General features: G+C 74.8%; 21 protein-coding genes and 1 pseudogene. 10 read left to right on the plus strand and 12 right to left on the minus strand.

Annotated features, from left to right (window positions below; all coding sequences use genetic code 11):
• The first annotated feature begins 82 nt into the window (after positions 1–82).
• A complete protein-coding gene (afsR, locus tag Sdi02f_RS14085) occupies positions 83–3,055 on the plus strand; it encodes an SARP-family global regulator AfsR (RefSeq protein ID WP_108933350.1) in 2,973 nt (990 codons plus the stop codon).
• Between the two features lie 214 nt (positions 3,056–3,269).
• Entirely contained in the window at positions 3,270–3,461 is a 192-nt protein-coding gene (gene afsS, locus Sdi02f_RS14090; RefSeq protein WP_030399292.1) for a regulatory protein AfsS, read from the plus strand.
• Between the two features lie 73 nt (positions 3,462–3,534).
• Here afsS and Sdi02f_RS36390 read toward each other — a convergent pair.
• The 4 genes and pseudogenes from Sdi02f_RS36390 to kbpA all read right to left on the minus strand — a co-directional run.
• Positions 3,535–3,648 (minus strand): annotated as a pseudogene (locus Sdi02f_RS36390) (phosphotransferase); the annotation flags it as partial.
• A gap of 90 nt (positions 3,649–3,738) precedes the next feature.
• The gene (locus Sdi02f_RS14100) at positions 3,739–4,287 is read right to left on the minus strand and encodes a hypothetical protein (RefSeq protein WP_108933426.1); all 549 of its coding nucleotides are present in this window, start codon (positions 4,285–4,287) and stop codon (positions 3,739–3,741) included.
• 56 nt (positions 4,288–4,343) lie between these two features.
• Positions 4,344–6,734: a protein serine/threonine kinase AfsK gene (gene afsK, locus Sdi02f_RS14105; RefSeq protein WP_030399294.1), complete on the minus strand. Its 2,391-nt coding sequence runs from the start codon at positions 6,732–6,734 to the stop codon at positions 4,344–4,346.
• Between the two features lie 212 nt (positions 6,735–6,946).
• On the minus strand, positions 6,947–7,729 hold the full coding sequence (gene kbpA / locus Sdi02f_RS14110; protein ID WP_063788263.1) for an AfsK-binding protein KbpA: 783 nt from the start codon (positions 7,727–7,729) through the stop codon (positions 6,947–6,949).
• 122 nt (positions 7,730–7,851) lie between these two features.
• Here kbpA and Sdi02f_RS14115 point away from each other — a divergent pair, with 122 nt between their 5' ends.
• From Sdi02f_RS14115 to Sdi02f_RS14125, 3 genes are all read left to right on the plus strand, one after another.
• Entirely contained in the window at positions 7,852–8,499 is a 648-nt protein-coding gene (locus Sdi02f_RS14115; protein WP_063788264.1) for a TetR/AcrR family transcriptional regulator, read from the plus strand.
• Positions 8,500–8,759: 260 nt separating this feature from the next.
• Complete coding sequence (locus Sdi02f_RS14120; RefSeq protein WP_053637619.1) at positions 8,760–9,185, plus strand: pyridoxamine 5'-phosphate oxidase family protein; 426 nt, start codon at positions 8,760–8,762, stop codon at positions 9,183–9,185.
• 50 nt (positions 9,186–9,235) lie between these two features.
• Entirely contained in the window at positions 9,236–9,901 is a 666-nt protein-coding gene (locus Sdi02f_RS14125; RefSeq protein ID WP_030399298.1) for a pyridoxine/pyridoxamine 5'-phosphate oxidase, read from the plus strand.
• A 7-nt stretch (positions 9,902–9,908) separates the two neighbouring features.
• On the opposite strand, the gene Sdi02f_RS14130 is transcribed toward Sdi02f_RS14125, so the two are convergent.
• Positions 9,909–10,526, minus strand: a complete 618-nt coding sequence (locus Sdi02f_RS14130; RefSeq protein WP_031083524.1) for a GNAT family N-acetyltransferase — start codon at positions 10,524–10,526, stop codon at positions 9,909–9,911.
• Between the two features lie 99 nt (positions 10,527–10,625).
• On the opposite strand from Sdi02f_RS14130, the gene Sdi02f_RS14135 reads away from it, so the two are divergent.
• A complete protein-coding gene (locus Sdi02f_RS14135) occupies positions 10,626–11,831 on the plus strand; it encodes a flavin-containing monooxygenase (protein ID WP_108933351.1) in 1,206 nt (401 codons plus the stop codon).
• On the opposite strand, the gene Sdi02f_RS14140 is transcribed toward Sdi02f_RS14135, so the two are convergent.
• Together Sdi02f_RS14140 and Sdi02f_RS14145 are read right to left on the minus strand one after the other, a co-directional pair.
• Positions 11,828–12,199 carry a hypothetical protein gene (locus tag Sdi02f_RS14140; protein WP_108933352.1) on the minus strand — a complete coding sequence of 124 codons (372 nt, stop codon included), beginning with the start codon at positions 12,197–12,199 and terminating at the stop codon, positions 11,828–11,830. The two genes, Sdi02f_RS14135 and Sdi02f_RS14140, sit on opposite strands and share 4 nt — an antisense overlap.
• A gap of 123 nt (positions 12,200–12,322) precedes the next feature.
• Positions 12,323–13,633 (minus strand): MFS transporter, encoded by a 1,311-nt coding sequence (locus Sdi02f_RS14145; RefSeq protein WP_053664369.1) that lies wholly within the window; start codon positions 13,631–13,633, stop codon positions 12,323–12,325.
• Positions 13,634–13,704: 71 nt separating this feature from the next.
• Between Sdi02f_RS14145 and Sdi02f_RS14150 the strand changes: the two genes are divergently transcribed.
• Positions 13,705–14,721 (plus strand): GlxA family transcriptional regulator, encoded by a 1,017-nt coding sequence (locus tag Sdi02f_RS14150; RefSeq protein WP_030399303.1) that lies wholly within the window; start codon positions 13,705–13,707, stop codon positions 14,719–14,721.
• Positions 14,722–15,034: 313 nt separating this feature from the next.
• On the opposite strand, the gene Sdi02f_RS14155 is transcribed toward Sdi02f_RS14150, so the two are convergent.
• Together Sdi02f_RS14155 and Sdi02f_RS14165 are read right to left on the minus strand one after the other, a co-directional pair.
• Positions 15,035–15,505, minus strand: coding sequence for an ATP-binding protein (locus tag Sdi02f_RS14155; protein ID WP_030399304.1), 471 nt, complete (start codon positions 15,503–15,505; stop codon positions 15,035–15,037).
• A 575-nt stretch (positions 15,506–16,080) separates the two neighbouring features.
• Positions 16,081–16,461: an STAS domain-containing protein gene (locus Sdi02f_RS14165; protein ID WP_007388697.1), complete on the minus strand. Its 381-nt coding sequence runs from the start codon at positions 16,459–16,461 to the stop codon at positions 16,081–16,083.
• 320 nt (positions 16,462–16,781) lie between these two features.
• Between Sdi02f_RS14165 and Sdi02f_RS14170 the strand changes: the two genes are divergently transcribed.
• The gene (locus tag Sdi02f_RS14170) at positions 16,782–17,363 is read left to right on the plus strand and encodes a sigma-70 family RNA polymerase sigma factor (protein WP_030399305.1); all 582 of its coding nucleotides are present in this window, start codon (positions 16,782–16,784) and stop codon (positions 17,361–17,363) included.
• Positions 17,360–18,634 carry a zf-HC2 domain-containing protein gene (locus tag Sdi02f_RS14175; RefSeq protein ID WP_108933353.1) on the plus strand — a complete coding sequence of 425 codons (1,275 nt, stop codon included), beginning with the start codon at positions 17,360–17,362 and terminating at the stop codon, positions 18,632–18,634. The genes Sdi02f_RS14170 and Sdi02f_RS14175 overlap by 4 nt, the downstream gene beginning before the upstream one ends.
• Before the next feature lie 116 nt (positions 18,635–18,750).
• Here the strand turns inward: Sdi02f_RS14175 and purU are convergent, their stop codons facing one another.
• Entirely contained in the window at positions 18,751–19,644 is an 894-nt protein-coding gene (purU, locus tag Sdi02f_RS14180; RefSeq protein WP_030399306.1) for a formyltetrahydrofolate deformylase, read from the minus strand.
• A gap of 47 nt (positions 19,645–19,691) precedes the next feature.
• Complete coding sequence (locus Sdi02f_RS14185) at positions 19,692–20,192, minus strand: SCO4402 family protein (protein ID WP_030399307.1); 501 nt, start codon at positions 20,190–20,192, stop codon at positions 19,692–19,694.
• A gap of 116 nt (positions 20,193–20,308) precedes the next feature.
• Between Sdi02f_RS14185 and Sdi02f_RS14190 the strand changes: the two genes are divergently transcribed.
• Positions 20,309–21,628 (plus strand): ABC transporter substrate-binding protein, encoded by a 1,320-nt coding sequence (locus Sdi02f_RS14190; RefSeq protein WP_108933354.1) that lies wholly within the window; start codon positions 20,309–20,311, stop codon positions 21,626–21,628.
• Positions 21,629–21,652: 24 nt separating this feature from the next.
• Here Sdi02f_RS14190 and Sdi02f_RS14195 read toward each other — a convergent pair whose 3' ends face one another.
• Complete coding sequence (locus Sdi02f_RS14195) at positions 21,653–23,359, minus strand: hypothetical protein (RefSeq protein ID WP_167458171.1); 1,707 nt, start codon at positions 23,357–23,359, stop codon at positions 21,653–21,655.
• Between the last annotated feature and the right edge of the window lie 125 nt (positions 23,360–23,484).

Below are 23,484 nucleotides of genomic sequence, written 5' to 3' on the forward strand. Positions count from 1 at the left end.
TGATCGGCGTCTCCCACGGCTGACGCGGTCGCCATGCACAAGGCAAACTGGCCTGGTTGCTCAGGATGTCTAGGGGGACGGCATGGACGGTGGACCGCGGGTTCCGCAGCAGCGGCGTCCCGGACACCCGGCGGAACCGGACGGGTCGGCCGCGCTTCGCTTCGGCGTGCTCGGGCCGGTGCGCGCCTGGCGGGGCGAGGAGGCGCTGGCCACCGGCTCGCCCCAGCAACGCGCCCTTCTGGCCGCCCTGTTGCTGCGCGAGGGCCGTACGGCGACCGCGGCCGAGCTGATCGACGCCCTGTGGGGCGACCGGCCGCCCTCGCAGGCCCTGGCGGCGGTACGGACGTACGCGTCCCGGCTGCGCAAGGTCCTCGATCCCGGCGTGCTGGCCAGCGAGTCGGGCGGGTACGCCGTACGGGGCCTGGCCGAGGGGGCGTTGGACCTGGCGCGGGCCCAGGACCTGGCCGCCGAGGCCGAGAAGGCCAGGAGCTCCGGGGACCTGTGCCACGCCCGTGACCTGCTGCGCCGCGCGCTGGCCCTGTGGGACGGCGAGGCACTGGCCGGCGTGCCGGGGCCGTACGCCGGCACGCAGCGCGCCCGCCTGGGCGAATGGCGGCTCCAACTCCTGGAGACGCGCCTCGACATGGACCTCGAACAGGGCTGCCACGCCGAGTCCGTCTCGGAGTTGACGGCGCTCACGGCGGCCCACCCGCTGCGGGAACGCCTGCGCGAGCTGCTGATGCTCGCCCTGTACCGCAGCGGCCGCCAGGCGGAGGCCCTCGCCGTCTACGCGGACACGCGCCGCCTGCTCGCCGACGAGCTGGGCGTCGACCCCCGCCCCGGCCTCCAGGAACTCCAGCAGCGCGTCCTGCGGGCCGACCCGGAGCTGGCCGAGCCCCCGGCACCGGCCGAGCAGACCGTGACGCCCAGGGTGCGCCCGGCGCAGCTTCCGGCCTCCGTCCCCGACTTCACCGGACGCGCGTCCTTCGTCCGCGAGCTGAGCGACGTCCTGTCCTCGGCGTCCGAGGGCGCGGCGACGGGCCGCGTGATGGCCGTCTCCGCCCTGGCCGGCATCGGCGGCGTCGGCAAGACCACCCTCGCGGTGCACGTCGCCCACCAGGCGCGGGCCGCCTTCCCCGACGGGCAGCTCTACGTCGACCTCCAGGGCGCCGGAGCGCGGCCCGCCGAGCCGGAGACGGTGCTGGGCTCCTTCCTGCGCGCCCTGGGCACCGCCGACTCGGCCGTCCCCGACTCGCTGGAGGAGCGGGCCGCCCTGTACCGCTCGGTCCTGGACGGCCGCCGTGTCCTCGTCCTCCTCGACAACGCCCGCGACGCCGCGCAGGTGCGGCCCCTGCTGCCGGGCACGGAGGGCTGCGCCGCGCTGGTGACGGCGCGGGTGCGGATGGTGGACCTGGCCGGGGCGCACCTGGTCGACCTGGACGTGATGGCGCCCGAGGAGGCGCTGGCCCTCTTCACGAGGATCGTGGGCGAGGAGCGGGTCGCCTCGGAGCGGGAGGCGGCGCTCGACGTGGTCGGCGCGTGCGGCTTCCTGCCGCTGGCGATCCGCATCGCCGCGTCCCGGCTGGCGGCCCGCCGTACGTGGACCGTGTCGGTGCTGGCCGCGAAGCTCGCCGACGAGCGGCGCCGGCTGGACGAGCTGCAGGCCGGTGACCTGGCGGTCGAGGCCACCTTCGAACTGGGCTACGGCCAGCTCGAACCGGCCCAGGCCCGTGCCTTCCGGCTGCTGGGCCTGGCCGACGGCCCGGACATCTCCCTCGCGGCCGCGGCGGCGGTCCTGGACCTCCCGGCGCAGGACACGGAGGACCTCCTGGAGTGCCTGGTGGACACGTCGCTGCTCGAATCGGCGGCGCCGGGCCGCTACCGCTTCCACGACCTGGTCCGCCTCTACGCGCGTGCCTGCGCGGAACGCGACGAGCAGCCCCCGGGCGAGCGGGCGGCGGCGCTGTCGCGGCTGCTGGACTTCTACCTGGCCACGGCGGCGCAGGTGTACGCGATCGAGCGGCCCGGGGACCGGCTGGTGGACGGTCTGGAGCCGACGGAGTACCCGGGGCTGGCGTTCACCGAGGGCTCGGCGGCGCTGGACTGGCTGTACACCGAGGCGGCCCCGTTGCTGGCGTGCGTGCGGCAGTCCGCCGGGACGTCGAGGCTGCGGCGGGCGGTGGACCTGCTGTGGGCGGCCAAGGACCTGACGGAGTCCGGGGCCAACTCCCACCAGTACGAGACGACGGCCAGGGCGATGTGCGAGGCCACCGCCGCCGCGGCGGACACCCGCGCCGAGGGCCGGGCCCGCACCGTCCTCAGCGACGTGCTCCTGGTGTCCGGCCGCATCCGGGACGCGGAGGAGGAGGCGCGGCTGGCCATGCGGCTGGCCGGTTCGGTGGGCGACTCGGCCGCCGTGAGCTGGGTGGCCAACAACCGGGGCCTGGTCCGGCTGCACCAGCGCCGCTTCGCCGAGGGCAAGGACTTCTTCGACCGGGCCATCACGGGCTTCAGGACGACGGACAACCGTGCGGGCGAGGCGTCCGCGCTGTCGAACCTCTCCCGCGCCCAGCTCGGCATGGGCAACGTCGCGGCGGCCGTGGACATCGCCCGGCAGGGGCTCGCGGTCTACGCGGAGCTGGGCCGGACCATGCGCCTGGCCAACGGGCACTTCGCCGTGGGGGTCGCGCTGACCCGGGCGGGCCGCCACGAGGAGGCGCTGGGCGAGTTCGCCGAGGCGCTGGACATCTTCGGCGACCACCGGCAGCGCCTGTGGCAGGGGGCCACCAACTTCCGCCTCGCCGAGGTGCACCTGGACGCCGGACGTCCCTCGGCCGCGGCCCAGTACGCCGAGCAGGCGCTCGCCCTCGGGTGCATCGGGGGCGACCGGATGCGCGGCAGCGTCCTGGCCCTGCTGGGGCGGGCCCTGTCGGCCCTGGGCCAGGCGGACCGCGCGCGAGCGTGCTGGCGCGAGGCGCTGAGCCTCTACGAGCAGCACGACGCCCAGGAGGCCGGCGAGGTACGCGCGCTGCTGGCCCGCACCGCGGCGCGCTGACCCGGGTCCCGGTCCGGCGCGGCCGGGGGCGTTCAGCGTTCGTTTATCCGCGCCTGGCACTGTCATCTCCGTCAGACCGTCGCGTCGGGGGGCAGACGGATGACGAACCGAGCCCACCCGTTAGTGTGCGGCTCCGCACGCCCGTCCGGCGGCCCACGGGGGAGCCGTCGGACGGGCGTTGCTACCTCGTCACGACCCATGAGGAGCGAAGTCCATGAGCGACAAGATGAAGGACGCGGACGCCACACCGCAGGACAACCACATGCCCGCGCCGCCGGCGACGGAGGAGCCCGTCACGACGCTCGACAACCACATGCCGAGCGAGCCGGCGAAGGACACGATCACCACGATGGACAACCACATGCCGGCCCCGCCCGCCCTGGACCGGGACGGCGACGGCAAGTAGACCTTCCTCCGCACGGGGACGGGCCGCGGCGGCGCGGAGGGGAGCCGCCGCGGCCCACGTGTGTCCGGCGTCGGCCGAGGAGTGCCTGGGTGATCTGCCGGGTGGTCTGCGCGGCGCCCCGGGGGTCGGCGGCGGCGTACGCGACGTGGGCGTTCGGGCCGCTGGCCAGGGCCCAGCCGCGCCCCCGCTCAGCGCGAGGGCGGACCACTGCGGGAACTGGCGTCGACCAGCCGCCCGACCAGCCGGGCGTCGATGCGCGGGCCGGTGTCCGCCGAGGTCACAGCGGAGCCGTCACGGAATGCTCCAGTTCGCAGTGGTCCGGGTCGGCCGAGCCGTCGTAGGGGACGCGGACCGCGGTCACCCCCTCCGCCGGGACGGTGACCTCCTCGGAGCCTTCGGTGAGTGTCGTGCCGTTCGCGTCCTTGAAGAGGACCGTGACGGGGAACGTGTACTCGCCGGCGTTCGGGTTGGTGACCTCGACGGTGGCCCACGGCTCGCCCTCCCCGGCACAGCTGACGAGGGTCACGGTGGCGGCCTCGACGGCGTCGGTGCCGCCGGTGCCCCCCGTGCCGTCGTCGTGGGTGTCGTCGTCGTGGTCGTGGTAGCCGCTGCCTCCGCCGCCGTAGGTGTCGTCGTCGTCCTTGTAGGCGTCGCCGCCGCCCGACGTGGACGACGACGTGTCGTGGTCCTGGCCGGAACTGCTGCAGCCGCCGCCCCCGTCGCCCCCGTGACCGTGGCCGTGGCGGCCGGTCGAGAAGCCGGTCAGGCTGAGGACCACCAGTGCCGAGATCGCCGTGTACCTGAGTGCGCGCCCCCGTGTCGTCATGACGATCACGCTAGGGCCCGCATGTCACGGACACGTCACCGCTCGGGCACGGCCCCTCACGTCGTACGGGCCGTCCCCGTGCCCTTCTCCGCGTCCAGCGCGTACACGCAGCGGTCCTTGCTGCACGCGTACACGATGCCGTCGCGGACGACCGGGGAACCGGTGATCTCGCCGCCGGTGGCGAGCTTCCAGCGCAGGCGGCCGTCGTCGGCCTTCAGCGTGTAGAGCAGGTGGTCCGTCGAGCCGAAGTGGATGCGGCCCTCGGCGACCGCGGGGGCGCCCACGATGTCGCCGCCCGCCTGGAAGCGCCACTTGGGGGTGCCGGTGACCGCGTCCAGCGTGTACAGGCCCTTGCCGCTGCCCACGTGGACGTGGCCGGCGGCGACCAGGACCGGGTCGGTCGAGGAGCGGGCCTCGGTCGCGATCCGCCAGCGGTCGCGGCCGTCGGTGGCGTCGAGGGCGTAGACGGTGCCCAGGTAGTCCGCGAGGTAGACGCCGCCGCCGGTGACAGCCGGGCCCGGCACGAAGGCGGGCGGGGCCAGGAAGACCGCCGGGGCCTCGAAGTGCCAGCGGACGTGGCCCGAGGCGACCTCCAGGGCCAGGACCCGGGTGCCGGCCGCGACGTAGACGTAGCCGTCGGGCGCCTGGGTGAGGCGGACCGGGACCCCGCCGCAGGAGGCCGCGTCGCCGATCGGGTACGACCATCTCTCGTCGCCGGTGCGGGCGTCCAGGGCGCGCAGGCGGGCGTCCTGCCAGACGTACGCCGTGCCGTCGTGGAGGGCGGCCCCGGCCTCGGGGGACTCGAAGTCGGTCTGGGCGCCGGTGATCTCCCACAGCTTCTGGCCGGCCGAGGCCTCCCAGGCCTGGACGCCGCCGCCGCGCGTGGCGGTGAGGACGGTGCCGCGGTCGGCCTGCAGCGAGTACACCCAGGCGTCCGTCTGCACGCGCCACAGGTCGGCGCCCTCGCGGGCGTCGAGGGCGAAGAGGGTGGGCCCGTCGGAGGCGTGCACGCGGCCGTCCGCGACCGCCATCGACCAGGCGACGTCCCGGGTCTTGAACCGGCGCCGTCCGGTGCCCACGTCCAGGGCGTGCACCTCGAAGGAGGTGACGTAGACCAGTTCCTCGGCGACCCGGGGCGTGCCCCAGACGTCGTTGGACATGCGGAACCGCCAGGGCCGCCATCCGGCCGGCGAGGCCTCCGGGGAGGGGGCCGGCGCGGGCGCCGGGGCCGGTACGGCGGGCTCGGCACCGTTGACGCCGGGGCGCGGGCGGGACCAGGACGCGGCGAGGGCGGACTCCGGCGGGGGCGCGGCGACGGCGGCGGCGCGCATGTCGGCGACGCGCGGCCCGGGGCCGATGGGCACCGGCGCGCCGGGCAGCCGGACCGGCCCGCCGTCGGGGGCGGGCACGGCCGGGCCGTGCGCGGGCGGCGCCGGTACGACGGGATCGTGCGCGGGCGGGGGCGGCAGCGGGGGTGCCTGGACGGGGGCCCGGGCGCCGGACGGCCCGCCGCCGCGGCCGCCGCCCGTGGTGGCGGGTCTGACCGCGGGACGGCCGCCCCGGCGGCCCTCGATCAGGCTCACGGCCCGCTCGGGCAGCCACGCCGAGGCCGTACCGCTGTCGTCGGACCCGGAGCCGAAGAGGTGCGGGGCGAGCTGGGCCTGGAGGTCGGCCGGGTTGGGGCGGGCGGTGGCCTCCATCTGCATGCAGGACTCGATGAGCGGGCGCAGCTCGTCGGGCAGGCCCTCCAGGTCGGGACCCTCGCGCAGCAGCATGAAGACCGTCTCGACCGGGTTGGCGCCGTGGAAGGGCGGGTGCCCGGTGGCCGCGAAGACCAGCATGGAGCCGAGCGAGAACACGTCGCTGGCGCCGGTGACGCTGCGGGAGTCCTTCGCCTGCTCCGGGGACATGTAGGCGGGGGTGCCGACAGCGACGTTCGTCATGGTCAGACGGGTGTTCGAGACACCGGATGCGATACCGAAGTCGATCACGCGGGGGCCGTCCTCGACGACGAGGACGTTGGAGGGCTTCAGGTCGCGGTGGACCAGGCCCGCGCCGTGGATCGACTGGAGGGCCTCCGCGACGCCCGCCGCCAGCCAGCGCACCGCCTGGGCCGGCAGCGGCCCGCACTCGTTCACTATCTCCTCGAGGGAGGGTGCGGGCACGTAGGCCGTGGCCAGCCAGGGCACCGCGGCGCGCGGGTCGGCGTCGACCACGGCCGCCGTGTAGAAGCCGGAGACCGCGCGGGCCGCCTCCACCTCGCGGGTGAAGCGGACCCGGAAGAGCTGGTCCTCGGCCAGTTCCGTGCGCACCGTCTTGATCGCCACGCGCCGCCCGGACGCCGAGCGCGCGAGATAGACCAGCCCCATGCCGCCGGCGCCCAGCCGCCCCAGCACCTCGAACGGCCCGATCCGCCGCGGATCGTGCTGCGTCAGCTGATCCACCACTTGCCTGCCACCTCCCCGTACGGGCCGCGCCACCCACATATGTGCGCGACCGAAGTGCAGCGTCTCACCACCGCACCTCCGTGGCGCCACGCACCCCGATTCTTCCTGTCCGAAGCGCTGGTGGCGAACCTGGCGACAATCGGGGTGTCCTGCCCGATTACGGGCAAACGGTGGGGGTCGCGACACCCGCCGTCCGCGCCGCTCCGGCCCCGTCAGCGCTGCAGCAGCGCGAAGGACGCCCCCTGCCCGTCGGAGACCACGGCCACCCGCCCGTACGACGTCTCGAAGGGCGGGACGCGCACCCGTCCGCCGAGCCGGGCCACCGCCGCGATTCCGGCGGCCACGTCCTCGACCCGGAAGTGGACGAGGAAGTGCGGCGGCATCTCGGCGGGGAAGACGTCCGAGACCCGGGCGCGCCCGAAGTCGGGGGAGGCGTCCGGGCCGAAGAGCGCGTCGCGGAAGAGGTCGCCGTAGAAGGCGTTGGCGGCCTCGGTGTCCCGGGTGTACAGCTCGGCCCAGGCGAAGGCGCCCGGTGCGCGCCGGCGTGCGAAGCCGGTACGGCGGCCCGGCTGCCAGAGCCCGAAGACCGCGCCGTCGGGGTCGGCGGCGAGGGCGGCGGTGCCCAGGCCGCCGACCGGATGGGGCGGGGTGACGAGCTGCCCGCCGCCCGCCCGGATCCGCGCGGCCAGGGCGGCGGCGTCCGGGGTGTGGAAGTACACGGACCACACGGTGGGCATCCGGCCGTCCGTCTTGCGGACCAGCGCGGCGACCGGCTCGCCGTCCAGGCACGCCCGTACGGACTCCCCCTCCGCCTCCGGCTCCTCCGGGTCCTGGAAGGTCCAGCCGAACAGCTCGCCGTAGAAACGCTTGCCCGCCTCGACGTCGGAGAGCTGTGCGTCCACCCAGCAGGGGTCGCCCTCCCGGCGGGCGGGCGCGCCGTCCGCCGAATCCGACGACTGAGACGTCCTCTTCTCGAATGCCCCGTTTTCGGCCATGCCGTCAAAGTAACCGTGCCGACCGCGCCCCGCAGACCGGGCGCACCCGCCTTCCTTCGCTCCCGCACCCCATTTGCAGTCGGCCGAATCGCGCTCGGATCGCCCGTCGGTAAGCTGACGGCATGACAGGACAAGTGCGTACCGTCGACGGCCGCGTGGCCGGCCGACGTGGGCAGGCGACCCGGCAGAAACTGCTCGACTGCCTCAGCGAAATGCTCAGCTCCTCCCCCTATCGCGATGTCAAAGTCATCGATGTCGCCCGCCGGGCGGGCACCTCGCCCGCGACCTTCTACCAGTACTTTCCGGACGTCGAAGGCGCCGTCCTGGAGATCGCCGAACGCATGGCCGCGGAGAGTTCCTCGCTCGGCGAGCTGACCGCGGGCCGCTCGTGGGTCGGCAAGGCGGGCTGGCAGACGGCACAGGAACTCGTCGACGGATTCCTGGAGTTCTGGCGGAAGAACGACGCGATTCTGCGCGTTGTGGATCTCGGTGCGGCGGAGGGCGACAAGCGGTTCGCCAAAATCCGCATGAAGATCCTGAATTCGGTGAATTCCTCCCTCACGGATTCCGTCGCGGATCTCCAGGCAAAGGGCAAGGTCGACAAGGACGTGAACCCCGCGGCGATCGCCGGGTCACTCGTCGTCATGCTCGCCGCGGCCGCCTCGCACCAGAAGTCGTTCTCCTCCTGGGGCGTGAAACAGGCCGAACTCAAGCCGCATCTCGCTCTGTTGACGTATCTCGGCATCACCGGCAAGAAGCCCTCCAAGTAGGAACCGCGCGGCAGCCTGTCATCTCCGTTCCGCCGCGTCGCCGCCCTCGCACTCCGGCATTCCGCCGCACCCGCGGCCCCCTTCGCCGCCCCGCCGGCCGCCCGCCCGAACTCGGCGACCGTGCCCCGGCCCTCCGGCCGCGCCGGCACCGTGTCCAGCGCCTCGCAGTTCGGCCACCGGTGGCCCCGGACGGGAACAGCAGCCCGTCCGGCCGTCGTTGAGAGCAGCACCCGTACCCGCATCCGCTGGAGGAGACCGTCGTGGCCCTGACCCGCGAAGAGCGTGAGACGTTCCTGGCCGAGCCGCACATCGCCGCGCTCGCGGTCGACGCGGGAGCGGGCCGCGCCCCGCTGACCGTGCCGATCTGGTACCAGTACGAGCCCGGCGGCACGGTGTGGGTCCTGACCGGCCGCGACAGCCGCAAGAACGAACTGATCTCCAGGGCGGGCCGGTTCTCCCTGATGGTCGACCGGCTGGAGCCCACCATCCGCTACGTGTCGGTGGAGGGACCGGTCGTCGAGACGGTCACCGGGACCGAGAGGCACCTGCGGGAGATGTCCGCGCGCTACCTCCCGGCCGAGAAGGTCGAGGGCTACGTCGCCTTCGCCTCGGCCGAGCACGGCGAGCAGGTCCTCCTGCGGATGCGGCCCGAGCACTGGGTCTCCTCCGACCTCGGCTCGGTGTGAGCGCCGGGCGGACCGAGCGCCGGACGAGCGCGGCACAGGACCATGGGGGCATGGGAACCGATCTTCACGAGCTGCTGAGGTCGCTGCGGGTGTGGGACCCCGCCGTCACCGAGCTGCCGCCCCTCGACCCGGACGCCGCGCCCGGCGACCCGCTGGAGCTGTTCACCCGCTGGTTCGCCGAGGCGGCGGCGGCCGGTGAACGCGAGCCGCACACGGTGTCGCTGGCGACGGCCGACGCCGAGGGCCTGCCGGACGTCCGCGTCGTGATGCTGCACGGCGCCGACGCGGACGGCTGGGCCTTCGCCACCCACGCCGACAGCCGCAAGGGCCGCCACCTCGCCGCCCGCCCGTACGCGGCGCTCGTCTTCTACTGGCCGGTGCTGGGCCGCCAGGTGCGGCTGCGCGGCCCGGTCGCCGTCGCCCCGGCCCACGAGGCACGGGAGGACCTGCACGCGCGCTCCACCGGGGCGCTGGCCGCGGCCCTCACCGGCCGGCAGAGCGCCGAGCTGGGCTCCGCGGAGGAGCTGGCCCGGGCCTCCGAGGCGGCCTGGGAGCGGGCCGAGCGGGAGCCGGACGCGCCGGTCCCGTCCTGGACGCTGTACCGGCTGCGCCCCGACGAGGTGGAGTTCTTCCAGGGCGAGGCCCGTCGGCGCCACGTACGGCTGGCCTACCGGCGGACGCGGGAGGGCTGGGACCGCCGGCTGCTGTGGCCGTGAACCGCGCTCACCGCGCGGCGGGCGGCGTGGGCTCCTCGTCCGTCGCCAGGCGGGCGTGCAGGTGGACGTCCCGGAACGCGTCGTGCCGGCCGGCCTCGAACATCGCCCCGCGCAGGGTCCCCTCGGCGCGGTAGCCGGCGCGTTCGGCGACCCGGCAGGAGGCGTCGTGGCCCAGCGCGTGGCCCAGTTCCAGACGGTGCAGGCCGAGTTCCGCGTAGGCCCAGCGGGAGGCGAGCAGCAGCGCCCGGGTGGCGACGCCCCGGCCCCGGGCCTCGGGGAGCACCCAGTAGCCGATCCGGGCCACCTTCATCCGCGTGCTGATCTCGCCGACGCCGATGTGCCCCAGCGTCGTACCGCTCGCCTCGTCCGTGATCCGGAACGACGCCGACCTGCCCTCCGCCTCGTCCCGGGCCCGTCCGCGCAGCGACTCGCGGGCCCCGGCGAGGTCGGTCCACAGCTTGAGCGGCGTGTTCCAGCGCTGGAAGTCGGGGTCCAGGTGGCCCCGCAGCCACGCCTCGGCGTCGGCGTCCGAGCCGGCGTCCCAGGCGCGCAGGCACAGGCCGTGTCCACGGAGCCCGGGACGGGAGCGGGAGGGGTCGAGTGGGTATACGCGTGTATCGGCCATCCGGCCATTCAAGCCCACCGGGACCGGTCGTGACCCATCCGCAACCGATTCCGGTCTTGACCGAGACCCATCAAGCGAGGGCGCGATTACGCTCGCCGCATGGCCGACTCCACCGCGTCCGCTGCACCGCAAGGGCCCGCCCATCCCGCGGACCGCCCCGTGTACGTCATAGGCGCCGGTCCCGGCGGTCTCGCCGTCGCCCACGCCCTGCGCGCCCGCGGTCTGCGGGCCGTGGTGCTGGAGCGCGCCGACCACGTCGGCTCCTCCTGGCGGCGCCACTACGACCGGCTGCGGCTGCACACCACCCGCCGTCTCTCGGCGCTGCCCGGCCTGCCGATGCCGCGCCGCTTCGGGCGCTGGGTGGCCCGCGACGACGTGGTGCGCTACCTGGAGAAGTACGCCGAGCACCACCACTTGGAGATCGTCACCGGTGTGGAGGTCTTCCGCGTCGAGCGCGCCCGTGACGGGGACGGCTGGCTGCTGCACGCCTCCGGGGGGCGGGAGCTGACCGGCGCCGCGGTGGTGGTGGCGACCGGCCACAACCACACCCCGCGGCTCCCGGACTGGCCGGGCCGGGACACCTACACCGGCGAGTTGCGGCACGCCGCCGAGTACCGCTCCCCCGCCCCGTACGCCGGCCGGGACGTCCTGGTGGTCGGGGTGGGCAACACGGGCGCCGAGATCGCCGTCGACCTGGTGGAGGGCGGGGCCGCCCGGGTGCGGCTCGCGGTGCGCACGCCGCCGCACATCGTCCGGCGCTCGACGGCGGGGTGGGCCGCGCAGTACAGCGGCGTCCTGGTCCGGCGCCTGCCGGCCCCGCTCGCCGACCGGCTGGCCCGCCCGCTGGCCAGGATCAGCACGCCCGACCTGTCCGCCCACGGCCTGCCCCGCCCGGAGGCCGGCCTGCTCACCCGCGCCGCCCAGGGCGCGATCCCGGTGCAGGACGTCGGCCTGATCGACGCGGTCCGCGCCGGCCGGGTGGAGGTCGTGGCCGCCGTGGACGCCTTCGAGGACGGCAAGGCGGTCCTCGCCGACGGCAGCCGCATCGCCCCGGACGCGGTGATCGCGGCCACGGGGTACCGGCGGGGTCTGGAGGGACTGGTGGGCCACCTCGGCGTCCTGGACGGCACCGGGCGCCCGGTCGCCCACGGGGGCCGCTCCCCGGCCGGCGCGCCCGGCCTGTACTTCACCGGGTTCACCAATCCGATCAGCGGGATGCTGCGGGAGCTGGCGATCGACGCCGGGCGGATCGCGGGGGCGGTGGCGAAGAGGCAGGCGGGGAGGGTGTCGCGGCTGCCGGGCTAGTCACGGGTGAGGATGCGCAGGTCACCGGCGTCCGGGTCGCCGAAGAGCACGAAGAGTTCGGGGTCCTGCTCGGTGCCGCCGACCGTCCAGTACGTCTCCTGGCCGCACCCGCCGCCGGGGCGCACGAGGACGCCGTCGCGGTCGGTGTCCGGGAAGTCGCCGCCCTGTTCGCAGGTCCACGTGCCGGTTCCGTCGCACAGGGCGAAGTCGCCCTCCTCGTCGACGCCGCCGTGGGCCGGCAGGCGGGTCAGCTCGGCCCGGCCGCCCGGCGAGAGCCGCAGCGAACTCCCGTGCGCACCGCGCCGGTTCCCGGTGAGCCGCCGCCCCCGTAGCCGTAGTCGTCCCCGCCCGCCACCATGGTGAACCACCGGCCGGCCACACCAGCGGCGCCTGTCCCGCGCACAGCGCGATCGCGCGGTTCCCTGCGTCGTCCTGCCGGCCACCGGGTGTCCCGGCCCTCCCCCGCCCCGTCCCCGCAGCCTACGACCCGCTCATGACAGTGCCGCCCTCGCGGCCGGCGCCCGCCGGATCACCAGCGCCATCAGCGCCGCCGCCGCGCACAGCGCCCCGGAGGCGATCCACACCACGTCGTACGAGCCGAAGCGGTCGCGGGCCACGCCGCCGAGGAAGGCGACGAGGGCGGCGCCCACCTGGTGGGAGGCGAGCACCCAGCCGAAGACGATCGCGCTGTCCTCGCCGTAGTGCTCGCGGCACAGGGCGAGGGTCGGCGGGACGGTGGCGACCCAGTCGAGGCCGTAGAAGACGATGAAGAAGACCATCGGCGGGTGGACGCTCGGCGCGAGCAGCATGGGGAGGAAGAGGAGCGAGACGCCGCGCAGGGCGTAGTACACGGCCAGCAGGCGGCGCGCCTCGAAGCGGTCGGTGAACCAGCCGGAGGCGATCGTGCCGGCCACGTCGAACACCCCGATGACGGCGAGCAGCGAGGCGGCGGCCGTCAGCGGCATGCCGTGGTCGTGGGCGGCGGGCACGAAGTGGGTCTGGATCAGGCCGTTGGTGGAGGCGCCGCAGATCGCGAAGGTGCCGGCCAGGAGCCAGAAGGGGCCGGTGCGCAGGGCGGAGAACAGGACCGTCAGGGTGCGGCGGGCGGCGCCCCGGACGGGGGCGGGCTTGGGCACGAACTCCTGGGCGCCGTACGGCTTCTGACCGAGGTCGGCCGGGTGGTCGTGCAGGAGGAGCCAGACGAAGGGGACGACGGCCAGGGCGGCGAGGGCGACGGTGACGGCCGCCGGGCGCCAGTCGTACGTCTCGACGATCCAGGACAGCAGCGGCAGGAAGATCAGCTGACCGGAGGCGGAGGCGGCGGTGAGGACGCCGGTGACCAGGCCGCGCCGCTCGGTGAACCAGCGGTTGGTGACGGTGGCGGCGAAGGCCAGGGCCATCGAGCCGGAGCCGAGGCCGACCAGCAGGCCCCAGCACAGGATGAGCTGCCAGGCGGAGTTCATCCACACGGTCAGGCCGGAGCCGAGCGCGATCACCATCAGGGCGACGGCGACGACCCGCCGGATGCCGAAGCGGTCCATCAGCGCGGCGGCGAAGGGCGCGGTCAGCCCGTAGAGGGCGAGGTTGACGGAGACGGCGGCGCCGATCGTGCCGCGCGACCAGCCGAACTCCTGGTGGAGCGGGTCGATGAGGATGCCGGGCAGGGAGCGGAAGGCGGCGGCCCCGATGATCGTCACGAAGGTGACGCCGGCGACCCACCAGGCGCGGTGCACGCGCCGACGGCGGGGGGCCGGCGCCCGCCGGTCCTCGGACACTGCGGTGGCGTCGGTTGTCTGGGTCACGTCGTCGAGTCTGCGCAGGGGCCGACGCCCGGGCGAGTGGCCCGGAGGACAGCGTTCGCTAGGATCGGGCCATGACCTCCGAGCGCACCGACACCTCCCCGCGCCCGCACCGCGTCGTCGTGCTCGCCCTCGACGGCCTGCTCCCCTTCGAACTTGGCATCGCGCCGCGCATCTTCGGCCTCGCCCGCGACGAGCGGCGGCGTCCGCTGTACGAGGTGATCACCTGCTCGGTCCGGCCGCCGGGCCCCGTCGACACGGACGCGGACTTCGCGATCATGGTCGAGAACGGCCCCGAGGCGCTGGCCACCGCGGACACGGTCGTCGTCCCGGCCTCCTACGAGCTGGGCCCGGTGTACGACCAGGGCGTGCTGACCGGGGAGCTGGCCGCCGCGCTGGCCTTCGTACGGCCCGGCACCCGGCTCGTCGCGATCTGCACGGGCGGCTTCGTGCTGGCCGCCGCCGGATACCTGGACGGCCGCCCGGCGACCACGCACTGGGCCTCGGCCGAGCACTTCCAGCGGCTGTTCCCGAAGGTGCGGGTCGACGCCGACGTGCTGTTCGTGGACGACGGGGACGTGCTCACCTCGGCCGGGGTCGCGGCCGGGATCGACCTGTGCGTGCACATCGTGCGCCGCGACCACGGCACCGCCGTCGCCAACGAAGTGGCCCGCCGCACCGTCGTACCGCCCCACCGGGACGGCGGGCAGGCGCAGTTCATCGAGCGGCCGGTGCCCGATCCGCAGCAGTCGTCCACGACGCGGGCCCGCGCCTGGGCGCTCGGACGCCTGCACGAGCCGATCCAGTTGCGGGACATGGCCGCCCAGGAGTCGATGTCGGTCCGCACCTTCACCCGCCGCTTCCGCGAGGAGGTCGGGGTCAGCCCCGGCCAGTGGCTCACCCGGCAGCGGGTGGAACGGGCCCGGCACCTGCTGGAGTCCACCGCCCTGTCGGTCGACCAGGTCGCCCGGGACGCGGGGTTCGGCACGGCCCAGTCGATGCGGCAGCATCTGCAGGCGGTGCTCGGGGTCACCCCGACCGGGTACCGGCGGACCTTCCGCGCGGAGTTGTCCACAGCCTGTGGAGGATGAGTCCTCGTCGGCCGGCGGCGCGGCGCTGACCGCCCCGAGCACGGCATCGCGCGCCGCCACCCGACTCCGGCGCTCCCGCCCGGCTCCCGTCGCCCCCGAGGGAACCGCCGCCGACACGACCCACACTCGTCGAGGGCCCTCCGTCACCGAGCCCTCGTCGTCCCCTCGCGGCGAATCGTGGCTACAAGCGTGAGGAAACGGTCACGATCCGTCAACCGGCACGTGGGGGTTCCTCACTTGTGCACCGTTTCGCCGAGGACGCGCACGGAAGCACGCCCCGGCGCACGGCCGTCGCGGGGCCGTGCCCCGGCCGTCATACGGCTTCGAAGGCGAGCCCCTCGTACGGCACCGCGCCGTCGCCCCTCCCGCAGGCGGGCGGGGCGCCCCCGGGGGCGCGGTCCAGCTCGCACCAGATGCGCTTGCCGGTGCCCTCGCGGCTCCAGCCCCAGCGGTCGGCGAGGCCGTCCACGAGGGCGAGGCCCCGGCCGCCCGTCGCCTCCCCGCCGGGGCACCGGGGCACCGGGGCCCGCTCACTGGCGTCGTCCACCTCGAGGCGGACGACGGTCCCCTTGGCCTCCTCGGCCACCGCGGCCGGCAGCACCAGCCGCAGCACCGCCGAACGCCCGGTGTGCACCACGGCGTTGGTGACGAGCTCGGAGACGAGCAGGACCAGTGTCTCGGCGAGTGATTCGTCGGCCCGTATCCCCGACCCGGCGAGGCGGGAGCGGGCCCAGCGCCGGGCGCGTCCCACTTCCGAGGGGTCTGGACGGACCTCCAGCTCCAGTTGAAGAACCTGCACCGCTCACACCATCCGAACCGGCGGACACAAAGGCTCACGCCTCATGAGGGCCACGATCGTAGCCATTTCCAGCATGGCCAGAACAACGGCCGGGGCGGGGATCACCCAACGTGAATCCCTTGTGGAACAGCATGGTTGACGGACAGTCACGTCAACAAGCGCTTCGGGCATATTCCAGCGCGAAGGAGTACGCGTGCGCCATACTGTGCGACGCACGTTCCGAGGAGTCGAACAGGCGGCGGCCAACGGCCGTTCCGCCCTGCGGGGCAGGGCGCACACCCTCGGTTCCGGAACCGCCGCAGGGGCGGCTCCGGCACGGCCGGCGCTCGGGACCACTCGCATCTCCCCCAAGGTACCGGAGCGTGGCACCGACTCCGGGCCGTAACGGGTCGGACCACGGACACGACCCGGTATCAACGCTCCGTGACGCCGTTCTGCCACGATCCACGACATGCGCTGCGCGAGCGGGGCGCCCGCGGACAGGGGGTCGTCACCCCCGGCGCGGGCTGCACGGGCTACCCGGATTGCACGGGCTACCCGGGTTACCCGGGTAACCCGGGTTACGCGGACAGGGGGCGCGGCTCGTCGCCGGTCGCCGAGGCGAGGTCCGGGTGGCAGTCGAAGAGCCGGCGCACGCCCAGCGCGCCGAGGACCCGGTTGACGTGGGAGCCGTCGACGGCGCCCTGGGCGGGCAGTATCAGGCGCAGCCTGCCCTGGCAGGAGCGGATGAGCCGCCGGGAGGCGATGAGGACGCCGACCCCGCTGGAGTCGCAGAACAGGACCTCGGACAGGTCCAGGACGAGGCTGTGCCGCCCCTCCGCCACCTCGTCGTGCACGCGCTGCCGCAGCACCGGTGACGTCACCAGGTCCAGTTCGCCCGACACCTGGAGCACGGCCCACCGGCCCCGCTCGCCGCCGGTCACGTTGAACGTCACCACCATGCCCTTCATCCGTCGGTACGCCTGGATCCCCCCGAAACGGAAGCCTCACTTACGTTTCCTGGCGGCGCGCCTGCCCACCGGCCGTTCCCGCAAACGCCGGGGCGGAAACGGAGACCGGTCGCAAGAGGCTTGTTTCAGACGCTTTCGATCCTGTTCGATCGAATTCGGTCGCTCTTTAGAGGATAGGGGAGGTCCATATCACCTCCGGCCCGCCGGGGGCGCACATTGCCGCAAAGGGGCGTGCACGGCCGGAGGTGCCGACTACATTTCGGGGAACGCGTAGGTCGCGGGCCGGTCCGAGGAGGGGGTGGAGGAACCGCATGGCGAAGAGGGACGTGCCCCTGCGCTGGGACCGCAAGATGCAGCAGCGGCTCGCCCGCGGCGAGGCCGCAGCCCTGGGTGAGCTGTACGACCGGTTCGCCTCGCTGGTGCACGGTCTGGCCCACCGCGTCCTCGACGACGAGCGGGCCGCCGACCACATCACGCGCGACGTCTTCGCGCACGTCTGGGAGCACCCCGACGCCTACGACCCCCGGCAGGGCCCGCTGCGCACCTGGGTCGCCACGCTCACCCACCGGTTCGCCGTCCAGCGGCTGCGGGCGACCGAGACGGCGGCGCTCGCGCGGGGCGGGCCGGGCACCGCGGAGGAGCTGGAGACGAAGGTGCGGCACGCCTCGGTCGCCGCCCGCGCCGACTACATCGTCCAGTCCATGCCGGCGCCGCTGCGCGCCGCGCTGGAGCTGGCCTACTTCCAGCGCCGGGACTACCGCCAGACCGCCGTCGACCTCGGCGTCACGGAGGACGAGGCCCGCCGCCGCCTGCGCCTGGGCCTCCAGCTCCTGGCCACGGCCCGCGACGCCGGCACCGCCCCGGGCCCGCCCGGATACGGGGGTGCGGCTTGAAGGCGTACGACGAGGACGACGGCAACGACGGGGCCGGCACCAGGGGAGCCGACGGCGACTCGGGCACCGGCACCGGCACCGGCACCGGCACCGGAGCGCGTAAACCGCTGCCCCGAGCCTCCGCGGAGGACGGCGGGCGGGCGCTGCCCGCTGCGGCACCGGCCCCGCTGGAGCACCAGGTGCTGACCTCGCTGCTCGGGGCGTGGGCGCTGGCTGCCTGCTCGGCGCAGGAGGCGGCGGCCGTCGAGGAGCACCTCGGGGAGTGCGACGCCTGCGCCGACGAGGCGCAGCGCCTGCGCGAGGCGGTCACCCTGCTGCAGCGGCCGGAGAGCCTCGACCTGGACCCGGCCCTGCGCACCCGGGTCCTCGACGGCTGCCTGGAACGGCGCCCGCCCCGCATCCCGGTGCCCGAGTGGGCCACGCCCTACGACGCCGAGACCGCGCGCCTGGACGCCCTGCTCCAGGACTTCGGGGACGCCGAGTGGCACGCGCCGGTCCGGCTGCGCTGGTACGAGGACGACGGCGCCGCGAGCCGCCGCACCACCGTCGCCGGGGTCATCGCGCACCTGCTCACCGTCGACGGGACGGTCGCGACCGCCCTGGGCCTCGACGACCCGCTGGGGGACGTCGAGGCGCCCAGCGGGGCGCCGGCCGCCCGCACGGAGGCGTACTGGCGGGCCTCGCACTACCCGCCCACCCGCGCGGTGCGGGCCCCCTGGCGCGAGCAGAGCCACGGCATCGTGCGGACGGTGGCGTTCACCGGCGACGCGGGCGGCATGCCGGTCTCCTACGGCGACTTCGAGCTGCCGCTGCGGGACGCGATGCTGGACCGGGCGTTCGAGTGCTGGGTGCACGCGGAGGACATCGCCGACGCGGTGGACTACCCGTACGACCCGCCGTCCGCGCGCCACCTCAACGGCATGATCGACCTCGCGGTCCGGATGCTGCCGGGCGTCCTCGCGGCCCGCCGCCGGGCCGGGCTGGCCGCGCCCGGCGACCGTCCGCGCCTGGTCGCCGCCGGCCGGCCGGGGCGCAGCCTGCGGCTGGAGATCGAGGGTTCGGGCGGCGGCGAGTGGCTCATCCCGCTGGACTCGCCCGGCGCCGTGGGCTCCCCCGAGCACGAGGTGGCCCACGTCGCCCTGGACGGCGTGGAGTTCTGCCGGCTGGCGGCGGGCCACGTGCCCCCGGCGGAGGCGGCGGCCGGTCAGGTGGGCGACCGCGAGGCGATCAGGGACGTCCTGTTCGCTGCGGCCGGCCTGAGCCGGATGTAGGGCCGGGGCTCACTCGGCGTCCTCCGGCGGCGCGGCGGGCGCCGGTGCAGGGCCTCCCGGGCCTGGTCGGCGGCCCGGACGATGCTCTCGGAGGCCGCGGGGCTAGGCGAAGACGACTAGGCGAAGACGACCGTGCGGCGGCCGTTCAGCAGGATCCTGCGCTCCGCGTGCCACTTCACGGCCCGCGCCAGCGCCTGGCACTCCACGTCCCGTCCGACCGCCACGAGCTGGTCCGGGGTGACGTCGTGGCCGACGCGCTCGACCTCCTGCTCGATGATCGGCCCCTCGTCGAGGTCGGCCGTCACGTAGTGGGCGGTCGCGCCGATCAGCTTCACGCCCCGCGCGTGCGCCTGGTGGTACGGCTTCGCGCCCTTGAAGCTCGGCAGGAAGGAGTGGTGGATGTTGATGATCCGGCCGCTGAGCGCCTTGCACAGGTCGTCGGAGAGGACCTGCATGTAGCGGGCCAGCACGACCAGCTCCACGTTCTCCTCGCGCACGATCTCCAGGACCCGGGCCTCGGCCTCCGGCTTGGTGTCCTTGGTCACGGGGATGTGGTGGAAGGGGATGTCGTAGGACCCCACCAGCTCGGCGAAGTCGGTGTGGTTGGACACCACGGCCGCGATCTCCACGGGCAGCGCGCCGATCCGCGCCCGGAAGAGCAGGTCGTTCAGGCAGTGCCCGAATCTGCTCACCATGAGCACGACGCGCATCTTCGCGTCGGCCCGGTGGATCTGCCAGTCCATGTGGAAGGCGTCGCCGATCGCCGTGAAACTGGCACGCAGCTTGTCCACGGTCACCGGCTCGTCGGCCGAGAAGTGGACCCGCATGAAGAACAGACCCGTGTCGTGGTCCCCGAACTGCTGGCTGTCCTCGATGTTGCAGCCGGTCATGAACAGATAGCTCGACACGGCGTGCACGATGCCCTGCTTGTCGGGGCAGGACAGGGTGAGGACGTACTGGTCGGCCGGGGCGTCGGCCGAGGGGACGGCGGCGGAGGACTGCGCGTTCATGCAGCACAGGGTCCCATATCCGGCCCCGCGGTCCGCGTGCCGTCCCGTCAGGCGGACCGGGTCAGGATCCGCAGCAGCTCCAGCGTGCGCGGCGGTGCCTCCGGGTCCTCGCCGTCGCTGGTGGCCAGCCGTACGTGCGCGTCGCGCGCCGCCCGCACCGCCTCCGGCCAGTCCGCGTGCTCCAGGTACGCGGTCACCGGCGCGTCCGGCCCCACCTGGTGCATGATCCGCAGGACCCGCAGCACGGCGGTGTCGACCAGCGCGGCCTCCTGCGAGTCGCGGAAGACCGTGCCCACGTACTTCTCGGCCGACCAGTGGTCCAGCCAGGTGTCCTCCACCAGGCGGTACACCGCGTCGGTGACGTCTCCGTAGCCGTCGACGCCGGCCAGCCAGACGTCCCGCTGGAAGGCGGGGGCGGAGAGCATGTGCAGCGCGGAGCGCACCTGACTGCGCCAGCGCCACCACGGCATGTCGTTGAGAGGCATGCCGCCCATGGTGGTGGAGCGACGGCCGCGACGGGAAGAGTTCTCCGAACCTTGCACGGTCATCGATCCTACGTTCCCCTCCTCCGCGTCCCCCCGGCCCCCGCAATTCACCTCCGCGTCACCGTGCGTTGACCGCGGGTCACTCCCCGGTTGGCCGTGTGAGGGAATCGTGCGGGTGCATGACCGGCAGGCGACCCACCCGCAGCACCTTCCCCGGCGGCCCCCGCGACCGCTTGCGGGCCCCCCGCACCGGCGCCCTGACCGCGGGCGCGCTGGTGGCGTGCGCGTCGCTCGCCGCCGGCTGCGGGGTCGTCCCCGGTGCCACGGGGGGCTCCGGGGGCGACGGCCCGATCACCGTCATGACCTGGGCCCCGCAGGACACCGGCGCGACCAACAAACCCGGCATGCCCGCGCTCGCCCGGGCCTACGCCCGCCTGCTCAACGCCGAGGGCGGGATCGGCGGGCGCAAGGTCGACGTCCTGACCTGCAACGACCACAACGACAGCGTGGCCGCCGCGAAGTGCGCCCGCCGTGCCGTCAAGGAGAACGTGGTCGCCGTGGTGGGCTCCTACAGCCAGCACGCCGACGCGTTCTTCCCCGTCCTGGAGGGCGCCCGCATCCCGTACATCGGCGGATACGGCCTGACCAACATGGAGTTCACCAGTCCGCTGTCGTACCCGGTCAACGGGGGCCAGCCGGCCCTCCTGGCGGGGCTCGGCAGCGCGCTCGCCGACTCCTGCGGGCCGGTCACGCTGGTCCGCCCCGACACGATCGCGGGCGACCAGCTGCCCCCGCTGCTGGACTCGGGCCTGGTCTCGGGCGGACACGAGCGGGCCCACGACCAGCGGGCGGCGGAGGACGCCACCGCGTACGACGACCAGTCGGCGCAGGCACTGGCGCGGGAGGGCACCGGCGGAGGGAGCCCCGGGTGCGTCGTGCCCGTCCTCGGGGACCGCACCGGCACCTTCATGGACTCCTTCCGGCGCGCCCGCGAGGACCGGCCCGGCGTACGGACGGCCACCGTGCTCGGCAGCGCCGACCAGACGGCGGTCAACGCCAGCGGCGGGGCGTCCGGGCCCTACGAGGGGGCGTACGTCACCGGCTGGTACCCGGCGGTGGGCGACCCGGCCTGGGACGGGCTGAAGAAGCTGATCAAGGAGGAGGCGTTCGGCGACAACGACGTGGACGCGGCGGACGCCGGGGTGCAGACCACCTGGATCGCGTACACCGTCTTCCGGCAGGTCGTCGAGTCGCTCGGCGACGGCGAGGTGAGCGCCGACACCGTCCGGCGGGCCCTCGACGGCGGCCTGGAGGTCGGCACGGACGGGCTCACCCCCGACCTGCGGTGGACCTTCGCCGACAAGCTGGCCTCGGTCGGCTTCCCGCGCCTGGTCAACGCCGAGGTCACCCTCCAGGTCGTCCGGGAGGGCCGGCTGGTCGCGGCCCGCAAGGGCGCCGTGGACACCACCGCGACCCTGCGGAACGCGGACGTGGCCTAGCGGGCGCCCCGGGTCCGGCCCGGCTCACAGCTGGGTCGGCTGGCGTTCGGTCAGGCCGTACTTCTTGGCGATGGCGTTCCAGAGCTTCGCGGCCTTGGCCTTCTCCTTGCTGGCCGTGCCGCTCTCCCGGTTGGCCGCCGACGGCTGGGTGGTGGCCTTGCCCTTCTTGCAGCCCTTCTTGCCGGCCGTCCGGTCGGCCCAGGCCGCGTAGTGGTTGTCGGCCGACGCCGAGGCCTGCCACGCCTTGGTGAGCGCGCTGGTCAGCTCGGTGTTCCGGGGCAGCTTGTCCACGGAGAGCTTGCCGAGGCTCTCGACCAGTCCGTTGCGCTGCTTGGCGGCCTCGCGCAGGTCGGCGGCCGCCTTCGACAGGTTGTCGCAGGTCTTCACGTCGGCCACGGCGTTGATCACGGTGGTGCGCCCGGTGCCGCTCTCGGCCAGCAGCTTGTCCAGCTCGACGGCCTGCTGCTCGGCCGGGTCGACGGACGGCGAGGGCGAGGCGGACGCGGACTCGGAGACGGGGGCCGTGGCGGACACCGGCTGGTTGGCGCCCTTGTCCCCGTCCTCTCCCCCGCCGGCCATCATCGCGCCGGCGCCCACGCCGACGACGGCGATGCCCACGCCCACGGCGGCGAGCAGCGGCACGCGCGTAGGTGTACGGCCACCCCGGCCGCCCCGGCCGCCGTCGTCTCCGGCCCCGCGCCGCCTGCCGCCGCCACCGCCCGGCCCCTTCGGGGCGTACCCGGGCCGGTCACCGGGGTACGGCGCCTCGGGGGCGTCGAAGCGGGGCATCTGCTGGGTGGCCGAGGCGGGGCCGTCGGCGCCGGGCGCGCCGCGGAAGAGGTTGTCGAACTCGGCGGGCGGCTGACGGCCCTCGTCGGCACCGGGTCCGGCGCCGAACGGGGCCCCGGCGGGCCCGCCGGGCACGGGCGCGATGAACTGCGTGGCCTCCGCGTCGGGGTGCGCGGCGGCGGGCGCCGGCTGTGCGGAGTACTGCGGTGCCTGGCCGAGGTACGGGGTCGGCTCGGCGTGCGGCTGCGCGGGGGGTGCCTCCGGGGGCAGGGCGCCCGGCCCCGCGGGCGGTATGTGCGGTATGTACTGGGTGGCACCCTCGTCGGCGGCCGCCACGACCGGCGGCAGGTACTGGGTGGCGCCCTCGTCGGCGGACGGCAGGGGCGCGGAGGGGAGCGGCGCCGACGGAAGGGGCGCGACCGGCCCGCCGTACTGCTGGTGCTGCTGGTGCTGCTGATGATCCGGGTGGTGCTGCTGGTGCTGCTGGTACTGCTGATGCTGGTGCCCGTACGGCTGCTGCGCGCCGTAGGACTGGTCGCCCACCGGGGCCCCGTACGACGGGGGCGGTGCGCCCTCCGGCGGCAGCGGGCCGGGGCCGGCCTGCGGCGGCAGGGCCCCGGGGACCTGGCCCGGGTCGCCCTGCACGGGCGGCCAGGCCTGCGTCGCGGGCGGCTGGGGGGTCTGCGGATCGCCCCAGGGCTGGGCGTCGGGCGGCGTGGGCCAGCCCTGGCCGCCCGCCGGGGCGTGCTGCTGCTCGGGGCCCCAGGGCCGGTCCCAGGCCTGGCCACCGGGCGGCGCCGACGGGGGCGGACCACCGGCCTGCGGACCGACGGGCACGTCGGTCCGGCCCGGCAGCAGGGGCTCGCCACCGTCCGAGGGCAGCACGATGCCTTCGCGCGCTTGCCGCGCCGAGGGCTCCTCGCCCTGTCCACTCTGCGTCACCGGGACTCCTACGAATGGGGGACCTTCGGAATCGTCGGCTCACGCTACCGGGTCCCCCGAGCCCGCTGCCACGCCGCCCGGGGCGTCGGCTCCTTCCCTGTGACGGCAGTAACAAAACCAGGCCG

Origin of the sequence: Streptomyces ardesiacus (genome assembly GCF_003112575.1) — a bacterium.
Classification (GTDB): Bacteria; Actinomycetota; Actinomycetes; order Streptomycetales; family Streptomycetaceae; genus Streptomyces; species Streptomyces ardesiacus.

What these genes read in the sequence shown, in the direction of transcription:
- Sdi02f_RS14170 (WP_030399305.1), top strand. Translation starts at nt 16,782, where the DNA reads ATGGCGAAGAGGGACGTGCCCCTGCGCTGGGACCGCAAGATGCAGCAG.
- afsR (WP_108933350.1), top strand. Translation starts at nt 83, where the DNA reads ATGGACGGTGGACCGCGGGTTCCGCAGCAGCGGCGTCCCGGACACCCG.
- Sdi02f_RS14100 (WP_108933426.1), bottom strand. Translation starts at nt 4,287, where the DNA reads ATGACGACACGGGGGCGCGCACTCAGGTACACGGCGATCTCGGCACTG.
- Sdi02f_RS14115 (WP_063788264.1), top strand. Translation starts at nt 7,852, where the DNA reads ATGACAGGACAAGTGCGTACCGTCGACGGCCGCGTGGCCGGCCGACGT.
- purU (WP_030399306.1), bottom strand. Translation starts at nt 19,644, where the DNA reads ATGAACGCGCAGTCCTCCGCCGCCGTCCCCTCGGCCGACGCCCCGGCC.
- Sdi02f_RS14125 (WP_030399298.1), top strand. Translation starts at nt 9,236, where the DNA reads ATGGGAACCGATCTTCACGAGCTGCTGAGGTCGCTGCGGGTGTGGGAC.
- Sdi02f_RS14150 (WP_030399303.1), top strand. Translation starts at nt 13,705, where the DNA reads ATGACCTCCGAGCGCACCGACACCTCCCCGCGCCCGCACCGCGTCGTC.
- Sdi02f_RS14165 (WP_007388697.1), bottom strand. Translation starts at nt 16,461, where the DNA reads ATGGTGGTGACGTTCAACGTGACCGGCGGCGAGCGGGGCCGGTGGGCC.
- afsS (WP_030399292.1), top strand. Translation starts at nt 3,270, where the DNA reads ATGAGCGACAAGATGAAGGACGCGGACGCCACACCGCAGGACAACCAC.
- Sdi02f_RS14190 (WP_108933354.1), top strand. Translation starts at nt 20,309, where the DNA reads ATGACCGGCAGGCGACCCACCCGCAGCACCTTCCCCGGCGGCCCCCGC.
- Sdi02f_RS14130 (WP_031083524.1), bottom strand. Translation starts at nt 10,526, where the DNA reads ATGGCCGATACACGCGTATACCCACTCGACCCCTCCCGCTCCCGTCCC.
- Sdi02f_RS14135 (WP_108933351.1), top strand. Translation starts at nt 10,626, where the DNA reads ATGGCCGACTCCACCGCGTCCGCTGCACCGCAAGGGCCCGCCCATCCC.
- kbpA (WP_063788263.1), bottom strand. Translation starts at nt 7,729, where the DNA reads ATGGCCGAAAACGGGGCATTCGAGAAGAGGACGTCTCAGTCGTCGGAT.
- Sdi02f_RS14185 (WP_030399307.1), bottom strand. Translation starts at nt 20,192, where the DNA reads ATGACCGTGCAAGGTTCGGAGAACTCTTCCCGTCGCGGCCGTCGCTCC.